General features: G+C 47.8%; 14 protein-coding genes. 6 read left to right on the top strand and 8 right to left on the bottom strand.

What is annotated here, in order from left to right:
* Window positions 1-430, top strand: a 430-nt coding sequence (locus VFC92_06410; GenBank protein HZK07816.1) for a hypothetical protein, incomplete at its 5' end; no start/stop codon positions are given.
* Between the two features lie 138 nt (window positions 431-568).
* Here VFC92_06410 and dinB read toward each other — a convergent pair.
* Entirely contained in the window at window positions 569-1,666 is a 1,098-nt protein-coding gene (dinB, locus tag VFC92_06405) for a DNA polymerase IV (GenBank protein ID HZK07815.1), read from the bottom strand.
* Between the two features lie 4 nt (window positions 1,667-1,670).
* Entirely contained in the window at window positions 1,671-1,892 is a 222-nt protein-coding gene (locus VFC92_06400; GenBank protein ID HZK07814.1) for a DUF2905 domain-containing protein, read from the bottom strand.
* A 50-nt stretch (window positions 1,893-1,942) separates the two neighbouring features.
* Between VFC92_06400 and VFC92_06395 the strand changes: the two genes are divergently transcribed.
* From VFC92_06395 to VFC92_06385, 3 genes are all read left to right on the top strand, one after another.
* Window positions 1,943-2,998 carry an endonuclease/exonuclease/phosphatase family protein gene (locus VFC92_06395; GenBank protein ID HZK07813.1) on the top strand — a complete coding sequence of 352 codons (1,056 nt, stop codon included), beginning with the start codon at window positions 1,943-1,945 and terminating at the stop codon, window positions 2,996-2,998.
* Between the two features lie 94 nt (window positions 2,999-3,092).
* Entirely contained in the window at window positions 3,093-4,946 is a 1,854-nt protein-coding gene (locus VFC92_06390) for a PAS domain-containing sensor histidine kinase (protein HZK07812.1), read from the top strand.
* A 482-nt stretch (window positions 4,947-5,428) separates the two neighbouring features.
* The gene (locus VFC92_06385; protein HZK07811.1) at window positions 5,429-6,436 is read left to right on the top strand and encodes a porin; all 1,008 of its coding nucleotides are present in this window, start codon (window positions 5,429-5,431) and stop codon (window positions 6,434-6,436) included.
* 71 nt (window positions 6,437-6,507) lie between these two features.
* Here the strand turns inward: VFC92_06385 and zupT are convergent, their stop codons facing one another.
* Entirely contained in the window at window positions 6,508-7,314 is an 807-nt protein-coding gene (gene zupT / locus VFC92_06380; GenBank protein HZK07810.1) for a zinc transporter ZupT, read from the bottom strand.
* A gap of 303 nt (window positions 7,315-7,617) precedes the next feature.
* Between zupT and ligA the strand changes: the two genes are divergently transcribed.
* A complete protein-coding gene (ligA, locus tag VFC92_06375) occupies window positions 7,618-9,663 on the top strand; it encodes an NAD-dependent DNA ligase LigA (protein HZK07809.1) in 2,046 nt (681 codons plus the stop codon).
* Between the two features lie 102 nt (window positions 9,664-9,765).
* Window positions 9,766-10,446: a zinc metallopeptidase gene (locus VFC92_06370; protein ID HZK07808.1), complete on the top strand. Its 681-nt coding sequence runs from the start codon at window positions 9,766-9,768 to the stop codon at window positions 10,444-10,446.
* A gap of 91 nt (window positions 10,447-10,537) precedes the next feature.
* On the opposite strand, the gene VFC92_06365 is transcribed toward VFC92_06370, so the two are convergent.
* The 5 genes from VFC92_06365 to VFC92_06345 form a co-directional block, all read right to left on the bottom strand.
* A complete protein-coding gene (locus tag VFC92_06365; protein ID HZK07807.1) occupies window positions 10,538-11,635 on the bottom strand; it encodes an META domain-containing protein in 1,098 nt (365 codons plus the stop codon).
* Between the two features lie 107 nt (window positions 11,636-11,742).
* Complete coding sequence (locus VFC92_06360) at window positions 11,743-13,266, bottom strand: glycosyltransferase family 39 protein (protein ID HZK07806.1); 1,524 nt, start codon at window positions 13,264-13,266, stop codon at window positions 11,743-11,745.
* A 57-nt stretch (window positions 13,267-13,323) separates the two neighbouring features.
* Window positions 13,324-13,914 (bottom strand): HD domain-containing protein, encoded by a 591-nt coding sequence (locus VFC92_06355; GenBank protein HZK07805.1) that lies wholly within the window; start codon window positions 13,912-13,914, stop codon window positions 13,324-13,326.
* Between the two features lie 86 nt (window positions 13,915-14,000).
* Window positions 14,001-14,840, bottom strand: coding sequence for a universal stress protein (locus tag VFC92_06350; protein HZK07804.1), 840 nt, complete (start codon window positions 14,838-14,840; stop codon window positions 14,001-14,003).
* A 92-nt stretch (window positions 14,841-14,932) separates the two neighbouring features.
* Entirely contained in the window at window positions 14,933-16,090 is a 1,158-nt protein-coding gene (locus VFC92_06345; GenBank protein HZK07803.1) for a serine hydrolase domain-containing protein, read from the bottom strand.
* Window positions 16,091-16,201 lie beyond the last annotated feature (111 nt).

Below are 16,201 nucleotides of genomic sequence, written 5' to 3'. Positions count from 1 at the left end.
TGTAAAAGTTTTTAAAGCACATCTCGAAGCCAACGAAACATTTAGAGATGCTCCCCAGACCATTCATGAATATTCTGTGGAAACAGCTACTGATTCCGCTTTTAATTTTAAGGATAAGCTATGCAGGTTCAGGTTGTTTATAAAAGTTTCAGCATTAGATCAGGAAAAGAATCAAATTGGGTTGGATGCTGAATACGGCATAGAGTTCCACTTCCATATCGAAAACCTGAATGACTACCTGATTCACCAGGAAGGAAACGAAGTGAGGGTTGATGGTATCCTCGGAACAAGCATGTGTGGAGTTAGCTACTCAACTGCCCGCGGAATTATCCTTGAACGGATGCAGGGAACCTATTTCGACGGGGTGATATTGCCGATTGTGAATGCTTCAAAACTTTTGCAGGAAGAAACAGAGGCAACACTCAAATAATCCCCCCAGTCATTATTTTTTGATTTTTGAACCGCAGAACATCGAATCATTAATGACTGAAAAATGTTCGCGCCAGTTTGAAAGCCCCCTGTGTCCTGCTCTCCGCGCTCTGCGCCCTGCTCTTTGCGCCCCACGTCTTCAAAAATCCAGCGTAAGCTGCACGCCGGCGGTGGGTGTGTCGAGGTTGGAGACGCCCAGCCCCAGCAGACGGATGCCCAGCGGTGTGGGCAATATTTCGGTGGTGAGCTCGCGAGCTAATTGCAGTAACGTTTCGTCGTCGTGGATGCATCGGGTAAGGCTGCGGCTGCGTGTGATCTGTCGGAAGTCGGCATATTTTACTTTGAGCGTGAGGGTACGTCCACAGATATTTTTCTTCTGCATCCGACGCAGCAGCTCTTCGCCAATCTGACGCACGTGTTCGTGTATTTCTTCCGACCCGGCGAGGTCAGTTTCGAAGGTGCTCTCCGTGCTGATGCTTTTGCGTTCGCGGTCTGGCGTCACCTCGCGTTCGTCGTGGCCACGGGCGATGTGGTAATAATAATTTCCTGACTTGCCGAACCATTTTACCAGATCGACCAGCTCGTGGCAGCGTAGGTCGGCGCCATTGGTGATACCGTGTTGCAGCATCCGCCCTGCGGTAACTTTGCCAATGCCAAAAAATTTGTGGATGGGCAGCTTGTCGATAAAAGCCAGCGCATGCTGTGGGTGGATAAGAAACTGGCCGTCGGGTTTTTGGTAGTCGGAGGCGACTTTAGCCAGGAATTTATTGTAAGATATCCCTGCCGAAGCAGTGAGATGAAGCTGCTCTTTGATTTCCGCTCTTATCTTCCGGGCTATCTCGGTAGCGAGTGGCACCGATTGTTTGTTGTGCGTCACATCCAGATAAGCCTCATCGAGCGAAAGCGGCTCCACCAAATCGGTGTATTCATAGAAAATCTCACGAATCTGTTCCGATACCTGGCGATAGACTTCAAAGCGTGGTTTTACAAAAATCAGCCCCGGACATTTTCGTGCTGCCGTTACCGATGGCATAGCCGAATGTACGCCAAAGCGCCGCGATTCGTAGCTGGCTGCTGCCACCACGCCACGCTTCCGGTTGCCGCCTACGGCCACAGGTTTGCCGCGCAGCGACGGGTTGTCGCGCTGCTCCACGGAAGCATAAAAAGCATCCATGTCGATGTGGATGATCTTGCGCCAGGGGAAGTTTTCGTGTGGATTGACAGGATCGTAGCTCATAGTTTTAAAAAAATCTTCTGATGATCCACAGCAAAATGCTTAGCACCACACTGACGAGCAACATGGTGGTGATGGGAAAATAAAACTTCATGTTCGGACGCTCAATGCGAATATCGCCCGGCAGCCGCCCCAGCCAGCTCAGATGACCCTGTGCCAGCCATACCACCATACCCGCTGCTACCAGGAGAATCCCCGAGATGATTAATATTTTTGCTACAGCCGGCATGGTGTTAGTTTTTATCTAAATTTGAAAATCAATAATTATAAACAATGGCGATGAAAAAGGCTAACGTGGTGTTTGCGCTATTCGTGTGGTTTGTGTTGACGAATTTGTTGGCATCGGCGCAAACTGCTGATGCAGGCGATGGCTCACGCTACCGCATCATGTTTTACAACGTCGAAAACCTTTTCGATCCGCTTGACGATCCTATGCACCGCGACGAGGAGTTTACGCCCGGGGGCGAGCGCCATTGGACCAACAAACGCATGTACGATAAAATCAATAAGATTTACAAAGTGATTATGGCCGTGGGCGAATACGATCCGCCTGCCATCATTGGACTATGCGAAATCGAAAACCTGCGTGTGTTGCAGAAGCTGATTTATGAAACGCCTTTAAAAAATTATGGTTACCGCATCGTTCATCATGAGTCGCCCGACCGGCGCGGCATCGATGTGGCATTGCTTTATCGCGCCGACCTGTTCCGCCCTTTTGCCGACAGCGCCATCGCGCTCACCTTTGCCGACGACACCAGCTACCGCACCCGCGACATTCTGTATGTGAAAGGTCTGGCCATGGGGCGGGAGATGCTCCACATCTTCGTCAATCACTGGCCGTCGCGCTACGGCGGATATATGAACACCGTCCGCCGGCGCAACGATGCCGCCGCACTGCTGCGCCGCCAGGTGGATTCGCTTACGGCTGCCCTGGCCTCACCCGCCATCATTATCATGGGCGATTTTAATGATGATCCTACCGACGAAAGTATGACGAAGGTGCTGCAGGCAAAAAAGCCAGAGCAACCCGCCGACCCCGGCGCACTTTACAATCTGATGCTGGTTCCCGATGCAGAATGGCCTTACGGTTCGTTGAAATATCGCGAAAGCTGGAACCACTTCGATCAACTTGTGGTTTCGGGCGCCCTTCTCGCCGACACACTTATGGTGCATGTAAAGCAAAAGCGTGCGCATGTTTTTCATGCCGGTTTTTTGCTTGAAACTGATGCTACCTTTCTGGGCTACAAGCCTTATCGTACCTATCTTGGTTATAAATATCAGGGTGGGTTCAGCGACCATCTGCCGGTTTATTTAGATTTGTTGATTCGGCCATAGCAAAAAATATTTTGTTAAAAAAATGGGAATTAGGTTGTAGGTGCTAATAATTAACTATTTTTAACACCGCAAATAACCTCAATTTTGAATTGTTATGATAAGCACCAACACACCTCATAGCATCAAAGCCGGGTCGCTGCTGATCGATTCGGCTCCTTTGACAGTAGCGGAAGGCGGGGGACAATACCGCGAGCTGGTGGAGAACGTCAACAAAGGTATGTTCGTTACCGAGCATGGGATTTTGAAACTGATAAATCCTCAGGCGACGCGAATGTTTGGTTATAGCCGGGAAGAGATGATTGGGATGAAGGTTTGGGAGTTTGTGTGTGATGAAAAGGCAGAGGAAATCCAAAATCTTTTTATTAAAAAAACAGATGAAACACACACTGCACAAACAGAGGTGCAATGCCAGCGCAAAGACGGAAGTCTGTTTTGGGCAGAATTGAGTTTGTGTGGTAGCAGCAACGGCAAAGTATACGGCTCCTTAGATGACATTACTTTGCGCAAAGCAATAGCCGATGCCCACAGCATGAGCGAGAAGCGCCTGATCATGGCATTGCAAAGTACAAAAGCAGGCTTGTGGGATTGGGATATGAAAACCGATGAAATGGCGTTCGACGCGCGCTGGGCCGAAATGTTGGGCTACTCCGCCGAGGAGCTAAAACCGCGCCTGATGACGTGGCAGAATATGGTGCATCCTGAGGACGAAGTGCTGTTTCAGAAAGCGCTGAAGGATTATCTGGAAGGACGAAAACCGTTGTATCGCTGCGCCTTCAGGATGAAAACAAAAACCGGCGACTGGGTGTATATCCTTGGCAGCGGCATGATAACCGATTACGATGAAGTTGGAAACCCCATCCGGATGGTCGGGACGCATCAGGATATTACCAAACAAAAAAACAACGACAAGCAATTGCGTGAGATCAATGCCACCAAGGATAAACTTTTCTCTATCATCGCCCACGACTTGCGCAGCCCCTACAATGCACAACTGGGATTTCTCGAGACATTGCTTGAAGAGGAGAGTCCTTATTCGACCGAGGAGCGCAAACGTATCATCCGTACTCTCTATAATAGCACCAGGCAATCGTTTGCGCTGCTCGACAACCTGTTGTTGTGGTCGCGGGCCAATGCAGGCAAAATAGCTTTTCGACCGGAAGTGCTGCTGGTGGCTCAGCTTCTGGAGGATGCTCTTGAGATGCAACGCTTTTCGGCGCAAGCCAAAAATATCACCATCGAATTCCATTTGCCCGACGACAACATGGAGGTTACTGCCGACAGTGAAATGACCGATACTATCCTGCGCAATCTGGTGAGTAACGCCATCAAATTTACACCCGAGGGGGGCAGCATTACATTGTCGGCTATGAAAAACGACCCGCTGCAAACCGTGATAAAAGTGACGGATACTGGTGTGGGTATACCTGCCGTCCAGGTGCCCCGGCTTTTCGATTCTGACAGCAATTATTCGACGGTAGGCACGCAGCAGGAACGAGGTACCGGCTTGGGGCTGATCGTGTGCCGCGAATTTGTGGAGCGCAACGGCGGAAAAATTTGGGTAGAGAGTACTCCGGGAAAAGGAAGCGTTTTTTACTTTACCCTCAACTCGGCACTCAATAATCCGGTATGTCATCCAAACTGTATCCGTAATTTCAGTGAGATTTTTCAACACATAAATGGTAATGAGCAGTTGAATCGCGATTTTCATAAAAGGATAATTCCTCAGTTTAAAAATTGCCACAAGCATACTTCCCCTGAACTTATTCGGTCATTTATCGAAACGCTTCGACCAATTGCATCTGTCCACAACATCATTCCTCTTCAGAATTTTTGTGGTGTCATCGATAAAAGTCTGCAAGCGGACGACCGCAATCAGATCAACATCTGCTTTACAGAATTTGAAAAGCTGATAGACCAAATGGAACTGCTGATGCCGGATTTGACTTGAAGAATGAGTGGTGAGAAACGAGAGGTGAAAGATGAGTGATGAGAAGATAGGTTTTAGAATTACAATTTCACGGATAGGATTCCGGCGATATCCTATAGCAAGCGATAGTTGTAAAATTTTTAATTCATTTTCGTTAAAATTACACAACCCTTCGACCGCAGCCACTGTCTTTCTGAGTCCCCAGACCAAGAAAAAATTGGTCCCATAACGATATGACAGAACCGTTTTCATAGCACTAAAGTCATGGTGTTAATGATATTGGTTTTTTGAAATAGATTTCTCCCCCTCTGCCCGCACCGCGATCGTGTCATTCCGACTGAAAGGAGGAATCTACTGCATTCCAATTATTTACAAAAACTTGTCATTAGTAGCGGAGCGAAGAATCTATCCTTACATCGAAAATTATTCTATCCAAGAACTTGTTATTAGTATTTTTAAGCTTTGATTTTTTCTTTGTTGCTTTCCTTTGCATTTTAGTATTTATGAAAACGCATATTCAAATAATTTCTCTGATAATGCTGTTGTCCGTTTCCGGGAAAATGGCAGCACAGGACACCACGCATCCCTTTTTCCGTGGCGAACCTATAGGGTTGGTGTTTACAGATTTTTATACAGGTATCAAACAGGGAGATAATCCGGCGGGCTTTGAGTTGAAGCGTGCTTATCTGGGTTATCAGTTTGAATTGGATAAGCATTTCAAAGCCAAATTACAGATCGATATCGGGAATCCCGGCGACGTTTCACAAGATACGCTACGACGCCGGTTTGCCTATTTCAAAGATGCGTGGCTGCAATACAGTGCCGGCAAATGGGCTTTTACTATCGGTATCATTCCGTTGCAGCAATTTAACATTCAGGAGCGCATCTGGGGGCATCGCTACATTGCCAAATCAGCACTCGACGAGTTTGGCCTGGCAACAAGCGCCGATTTGGGCGCTTCCGCTAAATACAATCCCACCGATTGGTTATCCCTGGATTTTACGCTGATGAATGGGGAAGGCTTTAACAATCTGCAAAGTGATAATTCATTCAAAGCCGGATTTGGCTTCACCCTGAAGCCTTACAAAGGATTGATCGTTCGCAGCTATGCCGATATTATCAATAAGAGAAATACTGAGTTGCTGCTAGTATATTTTGTGGGGTATGAAATCAAAGACAAATTCCTTTTTGGGGCAGAATATGACATCAAGCGCAATGAAGATTTTTTCGAAAATCATCATGAGAAGGTCTTTTCCGCATTTGCCACTTATCATGTAGTTAGCAAGTTTGGGATTTTTGGTCGTTACGACGTCCGGCGCAGCAACACACCGCCCGACGACACGCAGCGCTGGAACCTCACCGGCGATGGCAGCGCACTGATTGCCGGCGTTGAGTACAGGCCTATTTCCAAAGTGCGCACAGCATTGTCTTATCAGGAGTGGTTTCCGTATGCTACAAGTTCAGACAACGAAGCATTTCTTTATCTCAACATCGAATTCAGAGTGTGGTAGAGAATATTCTTGCTGTGATTTCAAAAATAGATTATTTCTACCAGAGCAGGCGCCAGCTACAAAAAATCTCATCAGATAAACAGCAGCAGACTTATTGCCATCACCACCATGCCGGCTATCATTCCGCCAATGGCAATGTGGTGCTCGCCATATTCTTCGGCGGTGGGCAAAAGCTCGTCGAGCGAGATATAGACCATGATGCCCGCCACGCCTGCGAAGATGACCCCGAAGGTGGATTCACTGAAAAAGTGCATCAGGATAAAATAGCCAAGCAAAGCGCCTACTGGCTCAGCAAGCCCTGAAAGAAATGAAAGCCAAAAAGCCTTTTTACGGCTTTTGGTTGCATAATAAATGGGAACCGACACCGCAATTCCTTCAGGAATGTTGTGGATGGCAATGGCTACCGCAATACTCACCCCGAGAGTCGGATCGGACAAAGCTGCCATAAAAGTGGCCAGGCCTTCAGGAAAATTATGGATGCCAATGGCAAGCGCTGAAAACAGACCCATGCGCAAAAGCTTCTTGTCGGTGGCGGGGTCGAGGTTTTTCATTTCTATATTTTTGATCTCATGCGGGTTTTCAAATGAGGGAATCAAATAGTCGATTATTGCTATCAGCGCTATGCCGGCAAAGAAAGCAACGACGGTATAAACATTTCCCATTTTTTCCCCAAGTGCCCCCACAAGCGAAATTTTGGCTTCTGAAAGAATCTCAACGAACGAAACGTAGATCATCACCCCGGCAGAAAAGCCAAGCGAGCCGGCCAGAAACTTTGGGTTAAACTTCCGCGAAAGCAGTGCCATCACGCTCCCAATGCCGGTCGAGAGACCTGCCAAAAGCGTAAGCCCAAAGGCAAATAGAAAGTTCTCTGTTTCCATTTTTTATTAAAAGTTTCTAATATTTAAGCGCACTTAAAAATGATACCATGATAGCTTAATTGATGTCTGGTTAATTGCAAATAAAATACTTTTCCACAGTACTTTTCGATGTTTCTTATCAGCTAATATATTTTGATTGATTTGTTGATGAACTGAAAAAAACGCAAGATAGGTAACTCCGCTGGGGTTCAGTTATTAAAACCCATCAATCAGGCTTTTCCATTTTGCTGCCAGAATCCTTCAGGTTCATAACCTTTTGCTTTTCTATATCTTTGGCCACAAAAATATAAAAATCAGTAACCAATGACTCAAGAGGAAGCCCGCCGGCAGATAGAAGCGCTGAGCCGTGAACTACACGAGCACAACTATAAATATTACGTACTGTCGCAGCCCGTAATTTCAGATTATGATTTTGATCAAAAGCTCAAAGAAATCGAAGCGCTCGAAAAGCAGTTTCCGGAGCTTACCGATCCTACCTCGCCCACGCAGCGTGTAGGCGGACAGATTAATAAAGAATTTAATCAGGTTAGGCACCGCTATCCGATGCTTTCGCTGGGCAATACCTATTCGCGTGAAGAGTTGAGTGATTTTATCGAGCGTATCCACAAAAACATCTCCGGCGAAGTGGAGTATGTGTGTGAGCTGAAATACGATGGCGTGGCCATTGGTCTGCGCTATGAAGCCGGACGCCTTACCCAGGGCGTTACCCGTGGCGATGGCGAAACCGGCGACGAGGTAACCGACAATGTTAAAACCATCCACAGTGTGCCTTTGCAACTCCATGGCAAAAGCTGGCCGGAAGATATTGAGATTCGCGGTGAGGTGCTGATGCCGCACACTTCTTTTGAACACTTGAATCGTCTCAAAGCCGAAAACGATGAAGCGCCTTTTGCCAACCCGCGCAACGCCGCTTCGGGCAGCCTTAAGATGCAGGACTCCGCAGAGGTAGCCAAACGCCGTCTCACTTGCATGATCTATTTTGTTCTGGGAGAAGAATTGCCGCACGACAATCATTACGACAATCTAATGGCTGCCAGCAAATGGGGACTCAATGTGAGCGATCATATTGGGCGATGCAAAACCATCGACGAAATTTTTGATTACATCAACCATTGGGATTCCGCCCGCACCAAACTGGATTTCGATATCGACGGGGTGGTGATAAAAGTGAATAGCTATCGCCAACAGGACCAACTGGGCTTTACGGCTAAGTCGCCACGCTGGGCCATTGCCTACAAATTCAAGGCGCAGCGGGAAGCTACACGGTTGCTCTCCATCGACTATCAGGTGGGAAGGACGGGTGTCGTTACGCCGGTGGCCAACCTGGAGCCGGTGCTGCTGGCCGGAACTACCGTAAGACGCGCGTCATTGCACAACGCCGACATCATGCAGCAGCTCGACGTGCGCGTTGGCGACAGCGTGTTTGTTGAGAAAGGGGGCGAGGTAATTCCTAAAATTACAGGCGTCGATCTGGACAATCGTCCTGCTGAGGCACCTCCCACAGAGTTTATAAAAAACTGCCCCGAATGCGGAACTGACCTGGTGCGACAGCCTGGCGAAGTTGCCCACTACTGCCCCAACGAAGACCACTGTCCGCCGCAGATAAAAGGCAAGCTCGAGCATTTTATCGGTCGCCGCGCTATGGATATCGACAGCCTGGGTGAGGGAAAGATAGAGTTGCTTTACGACAAAGGCCTGGTGGAAAATGCTGCCGACTTGTATGCGCTGAATTATGAAAAACTCTTTGGATTAGAAAAAGTGTTTCCCGCCGAGGGCGACCGCAAAGAGCGCATCGTAAGTTTTCAGAAACGTGCCACCGAAAAAATCTTGCAGGGCATCGAAGCTTCAAAAGCAATTCCGTTTCAGCGTGTGCTCTTTGCCCTTGGGATTAGATTTGTGGGCGAAACCGTTGCACGCAAACTGGCCGAGCATTTTGGTTCGATGCAGGCGCTGATGCAGGCAGATTATGAATCGCTGGTGGCGGTACACGAAATCGGCGACCGCATTGCCGGCAGTGTACTCGAATGGTTTTCACGTCCCGAACATCAGGAGCTGGTGAGCCGGCTCAAAGAATATGGTCTGCAGATGGAAATGGAAAAGCCCGCCGAAGCAGCGTCACAGAAGCTTGGAAATAAATCATTCGTGGTGAGTGGAACCTTTGCAAACTACTCGCGCGACGGCATCAAAGAAGTCATCGAAGCCAATGGTGGCCGAAATCTTAGCGCCATCTCCGGCAACACCGATTATGTAGTGGCCGGCGAAAACATGGGACCTGCCAAACTTGCCAAAGCCGAGAAGCTTGGGATAAAGATCATCAGCGAAGATGATTTTATGAAGATGATAAAATAAGTCGTTTCGACCAATTTTGCCGCAAAGATTGCTGTATCTGCCAAAGCCTGCCTCTGGCAAACAATTTGCAAACCCTGCCGACATTTTAAAAAATTAATAGCAATGATGATCTATCTGATTATTTTCGGGGTGTTTATGCTGCTTAGCTGGTTGGTACAGTCGCAGCTCAAAGCGAAGTTTGCCAAGTATTCAAAGATTCCTTTGGCTGGGGGTATGACGGGCCATGAGGTGGCGGCCGAGATGCTGCGCCAGAATGGCATCCATGATGTAAAGATTGGATCGGTAAAAGGACAACTCACCGATCATTATAACCCCGTCAACCGTACCATCAATCTGAGTCCGGAAATTTATCGGGGACGCAGTGTAATGTCTGCTGCTGTAGCGGCGCACGAAACGGGGCATGCGCTGCAGCACGCACAGGCCTATGCCTGGCTCAAAATGCGTTCGGCGCTGGTGCCGGTGGTAAGTTTCAGTTCACGATGGGTGCAGTGGGTGCTGCTGGCCGGCATTTTGCTCATTAACGTTTTCCCGCAGTTGCTGCTCATTGGTATCGTCCTGTTTGGCGCCACCACGTTGTTTAGTTTTATCACCTTGCCTGTGGAGATCGATGCTTCGCGACGGGCACTGGTGTGGCTCGAAAGCAGTGGCATCGTTTCGTCGCAGCAGCATGGTATGGCCAAAGACAGCCTGCGTTCTGCCGCCATGACTTATGTCGTAGCCGCACTCGCATCGCTTGCCACCTTGATGTATTATCTGATGATTTTCCTTGGGCGCCGCGACTAAGCTGATTATTCAATCGCAAAAAAAAGGCCTCTTAAAAATAATAAGAAGGCCTTTTTTATTATAAAATAAAGGCATAATGCCTCTTTGCAGCTTATTCCTCCAACTTACCAAACAAAAGCACATCTTCGCCGCTGCCCAAAAGCAGTGTGTTCTCGCTTACGCGGAAAGGAAGTGTCTTTTCGGAAATGATTTTCAGAAAGTGATTTTCGAGCGTATCGTCGTGACAGGCCATGCGGGTAGAAGCCACATAGCTTAAGGTGAGGCTGTCGGCGCTACTCTCCAATTTGCCGGTGAAACGGTTGCAGCCGCTAAAGCCATACGCCAGATGATGATTGATAGACATGTGCAGGGTAGGGATTTTTTGGTCGCCACCGGGAGCAATGTTGCTGTTGCCCATTCGGTGCAGCTGCCAGGCACCGTTGAGGCGATAGTTGCCAAGGAAATTTCCACAGCCTGAATAGTTTTTAAACCTCTTGTCAGTGGAGGATTTTACCTGTACATCGACTTTGTATTCGCTTTTATCGCCCGACATATTGTTGGTGCAGGTTTGGTGGATTATGTCAACGACAAGTGTGCCCGCTTTAGTTTGGGTTTTGTAGCGCACGGTATCTTCATGGGTGGCTTCTTCAGGATCGATTGCCGGAGTGGTGATGCTGAAAGCATCCAGAGCTTCAAACACCATTTTGTTTTCAAAGTCTATTTCCAGCGACCAGAAAGGCTCGTTGCCAGTAGCTATGAAATCGATGCCAACATCAGCTTTTTGATAATTAATAAAAGGGTCTGTTTCGGTGGTTTTTCGATACAGCTTGTAAAATTCGTGCTGACCGGTAGCTTGTTTTTCACTCTCCATGGGCAGTTTCCTGAGGTATGCACCACCGAAAAATAGTGAGACTTCGTCGGTGCCAGCGAGCGTAAGGGTACTGTCGGCGTCAAGACGCCAGGCGCCACTGCCGATTTCGTTTGGTCTGTCGTGCCCGATGAATGTGCGCTTCTGGTCGAAGGTGCTGTCGCTAAGTAATGTGAGCTGCCAGGCGATGGCATCACAATCGTCGCAGGGTATTTCACCAAACCAGGTGCCTACTGCTTGTTGATGTAGCTGAGCCGAAGCGGGCGTTTTTGTGTCAGTTTTGTTGCCTGCCGTACAGCCGGCAATTAGCAAAATCATTAAGTAAAATGGTAGTTTTTTCATAAATAAATGTTTTTTATAATAGACCTAACAGGCAATGGGCTATTTAGTTCTTTGATAAAAATAGCGAAATGAATTTTCAAATGCAGAAAAAATAGATTTTGTTTTGATTATTTCCCCATATTCCGGTAGATAATAATCCAGTCGTTTTTGTTGTGTGGGTTGAGCCAGTGCAGCATTTTATCCAGAAATCCAGGTTCGGCGGTGGTTTCGTACTCAAGTTCAGGAAATAGCTCGCGCATCGCTTCCAGCCGTTGTGGCAGCTCCTCGTCGCGGATAAATAGGACGAAGTCGGGTTCTATATCTTTAAAACTCATACTGCGCGGTAGCAGCCCGACAGGATGCACGGTGGTAACTTCATATATTTCGACCCACTGATCCAGATAAAACTGCGGCATCAGCGGCACACTGGCATGCGTACTGTTATCCACTACGATGGCTTCGATATCTTTATATTTTTTGAGATAACTCATCGCTTCCACCGGCGCCCTTTTGGAATACATGGTGCTTACCGCAAATAATAAAAGAGTATTAATGATCAGGAAAAATATCCAGCTTCCGCTGATCCATTTTCGGTGGCGCTGAAGCCAGCTACTGTCGCGCACGATGGCGAGCCAACCCGGTACTCCGATGGTGATGATAAAGGGAATGATGGTGATGATAAACCGCTCCTGCTTGTTGGGAAACCACGAGTGAAACGCCAGGAAAAGCAGCGTTGGAAGCAGGATCAGCAGGTACTTACGCGGATGTTTGAACATTCCGATAAGCAGAAAAATACTGACGGGTGGAATGAGGAAGCCAATGAGCACCACCAGATATTTGTACCATTCGCCGGTAAGGTAGCCGTAGCGGTTTGTCATGTTGTACCGCACGTATTCGGTAAGCTCGGCAAATGGCTGTTGCCAAATGATGATATCGACCAAACCTTGCAACAGCGCAATTGCCACCAAATAGCCTGCTCCGAAGAGCAGTGCCTGCCGGATTTCCCGACGCCAAAGCAACACCAGTCCCAGACCACCGGCAAAGATCGCGGTTTGAAACCTTACTGAAAAAGCTATCCCCGCTACAAAGCCGGCTGCTAAAATCCATAACCACTCCCGCCGGTGTTCGTTTTTAATCATCAGCATCCAGATACTGATCATGAGAAAAGGGATGGCAAAAACTTCTACCAGATTGCGGACGCTTATCCAGGGCATAAACCAGAAAGCCGCCAGCAGCAGTCCGGTGAGCCGCGCTGCCTTTACATCGGCCAGTCGATGGGCAATGCGAAAACCAAGATAAACTACAACCAGCGACCAGGCGCCATGCAGTGCGCGCACCACCAGCATTTTGCTCTGCGGGTCGGTGAGATGAAGCCATTCGAGAAATCGGAAGAAATAATAATGCAGGCCGGCGTAGAAAAAGCTGTGACCCGTTGGGCCTTCGTTTTCGGCATCCCACGGCAGCCAGTGGTTGAAATTTCCATCGTCGATCCACGACTGTGCAATCTCTATCACCAGAAAATGATCGTCGAGCATGCCCCAACCGCGGGCAAAAATCACTGCCACCAGGCGAAGAAATACAGCAATCCACATTACGGAAAGCAATGGATGGCGATCCCAATAATTTATTATTGAAGTTTTAATGGATGTCATGTTGATGGGAAAAGTTTGTCGCTAGCGCCTGACATCAGGCTTGTGATGCGATTCATATTAATATTTAATCGAGAGAATTTCTTTAATCTGGATTAGGTTTTTTTGCTTGCCTTCGTTTCTGGTAACTTTGGCGGAGTGGGTAAAGTAGCGGTGTACTTCGAGAAACTTCACCTGAAGCTCATACCACTCTTTGAGGGTCGTCACCCGCGTATTTTGCATGTTCCACTCGAGCCTGAGTCGTTGGGCAATCATAAAATAATCTTCCCTGCCGAGATAGTCCAGGTCGGCATCGCAGAGAATTTTTTCAGAGAGTGTGACGGCACATTGCGGCAACCGCGTGGTGTGAATCATCCGGCACACCTGGCCAATGCTATCTTCTGAATAGCCGTATTGTGGCAACATTTCGCGGGCAATCTGGCAGGAAGCAATCTCGTGTCCGTCGTAAGCTCTCAGCATTCCCGAGTCGTGGAGCAGCGCAGAGGTTTTTATCAGCAGTTCTTCATCAGGGCTAATGCCTTCAAGCTGCGCCAGTCTTTTGGCAGAGGAGTACACGTCGAGGGTGTGGTGGATGTCGTGGTAATAGAGCGTCGGCCGAAGCTCTTTCGACAACATCTGTAAAACATCCTTTTTCAGATTTTCAAAATCCATGACATCAATGATTGGTCAGCTAAGGATTAAACCAAAAAGAGCCGGAAGTTTGTGATCCGGCTCCTGATAATTTTTTATTGACGAGCTTAATAAGAAACAATTTTTTGCCAGTTGAGCTTGCGTGGGTTGATGCACATCACAGGTATTTGTGCTGCGTTGAAGATAATCTGTTCGTCCCACGAGCCGAGGATAAACTTTGCGAAACTTTGGTCGGGGTCGGTCATAATCATCACCATGTCAGCATTGTTGCTGGTGGCATAATCGGTGATCTGCTTGGCAAAGTTGGTGTTTTTTGCTGCTTCGCGTACGGTGTATTTCACATCATTTTTATCAAAAAATTCAGTGATTTGATTTACGGCTTCATCAATCTCGCGCCCATTCATCTGGTAGATGTGAATTTCGGAGCGGAATTGCTTGGCAATATGTGCTGCCCATTTTGTTTTTTCCCAGGGTCCCGAATCGCTGGTGATAGGTAGGACGATATGGCGATAACCTTCGTTGAAAGAACGTTTTTGCACCACAATTACCGGCGCCGGTGAGCTGGTAACTACTTTGAGTGCATAACTGCCCGTGAGGTGCTGCATGCCTACCTTGCCATGGGTTCCCAGATAAAGTATGTTGGCGCCAAGCTCTTTGGCTACGTCGCTGATGGTGGTAAAAATGTTGCCTTCACGTGTCACTCCTTCAGCTTCGACACCATAGTTTAATTTGAGGTCGTCGACGATAGCTTGCAGTTTGTCTTCTACCGAGGTCTCATCAAGGCTTTCTTTCTTTAGCTGCGCTTTGGTGGTCTTATCGATTACGTGAAGCACAACCACTTTATACCCTAAAAAACGGGCAGCTTCGGCGGCCTGACTAATGGCATTGTCACCAACAGGGGTAAAATCTGTCGGCACCAAAACGAGTTTGTTCATGTTTTCAATCATAATGTTTTGTTTTTATATGTTTTGCAATTGTTCGGTTGATGAGGCACAAAAATAAAGATTATTTCTTTGATTAATCTTTACACCTAATATTTTCACTTTTTACTTGCAAGTAATGTTTGCGGTTTTATTTCGCAGCTGATGATACGGTAAAGCTGCTCTACCAGCGACGATACCTGTGCGTTGGTGTTGTTGAGCAGTATCACTGTGATGCGCTCGTCGGGAATACGTGTGAGGCTTGAGGTAAAACCGTTCCAGAGGCCGTTGTGATAAATTACGCGGTGGCCGTTCATTTCTTTCAGGCGCCAGCCAAAGCCATAGTTGTAGGAGCGTCCACGGCGGGTAACGGTAGGGCAGAAGGCTTGCTGCAGGGTGGTGTCGCTTACAAGCAAAGAAGAATACAATGCCTGGTCATATTTGAGCAGATCGCGGGTGGTGCTGTAGATGCTCTTATCGCCCAATACTTCGTCGAGAGGGCTGTGATTGTGGCGGCCACGGCGATACCTTCCGGCATAGCCAATGGCCATGCGGCATGTTTGAGTATCTGTTGCGTTCCAGGCAAAGGTGCTGTTCATTCCCAGCGGATCGAAAATTTCGTCGCGTACAAATTCATAAAAACGCTTGCCTGATACACGCTCTACCACCAGTGCGAGCATGGCATAGCCGGTGTTGCTGTAAATATGTCGTTGTCCCGGCCAGCAGTCGCGGTTTGGATTGTGATCGATGAGCAGTTGCAGCACATCTTCGTTGGTGAGGGGTTGCTCTTCGGGCCAATAATTATCAACAAAATACATGTAGTTCTGTAATCCTGAGGTGTGCTGCATCAGGTGTTTTATCGTGACTTTAGGATAGGGAAATTCGGGGATATAATTCACTACTGGTGCGTTCAAATCGATTTGGCCGCGTTCGTAGAGAATGAGTGCCGAGAGTGCTGTAAAACTTTTGCTCACAGAGGCAATCTGAAAAACGGTGTTGCCGTCCAGGGTGTCTTTGGTGTCGAGATTGGCGAAGCCATGGCAGTATTCTGCTACAGGATAACCATCCACAGCCACCAGTGCCGAACCGTTAAAACGGTTGCGCCTCAGAACCCGATCCACCAGCGAATCTATTTTGCTGATTGAAGACGCAGGAAGTGGCGGGGGGGTATCGGGTATGGTTAGCGGCTTGCTGTCGGGCGCCACGTTTTGGTTGGTAGGCGCATTATAGCTGGCTAATACAAATACAAAAAACAGGATTAGAAATCTCAGATTCATTATAATAAAACTTTGTCCCCTAAAGCATTTGGCTGCAAATGTAGAATAAAAAAGAAATCTTTTCGGTTCACCTTCTCGGATTTAGCATTTTATTAACTGCTGAATGCCCGG

The organism is Bacteroidales bacterium, assembly GCA_035647615.1.
In the GTDB taxonomy this organism is placed as follows: domain Bacteria; phylum Bacteroidota; class Bacteroidia; order Bacteroidales; family 4484-276; genus SABY01.
This window is presented reverse-complemented; position numbering and strand designations above follow the sequence as displayed.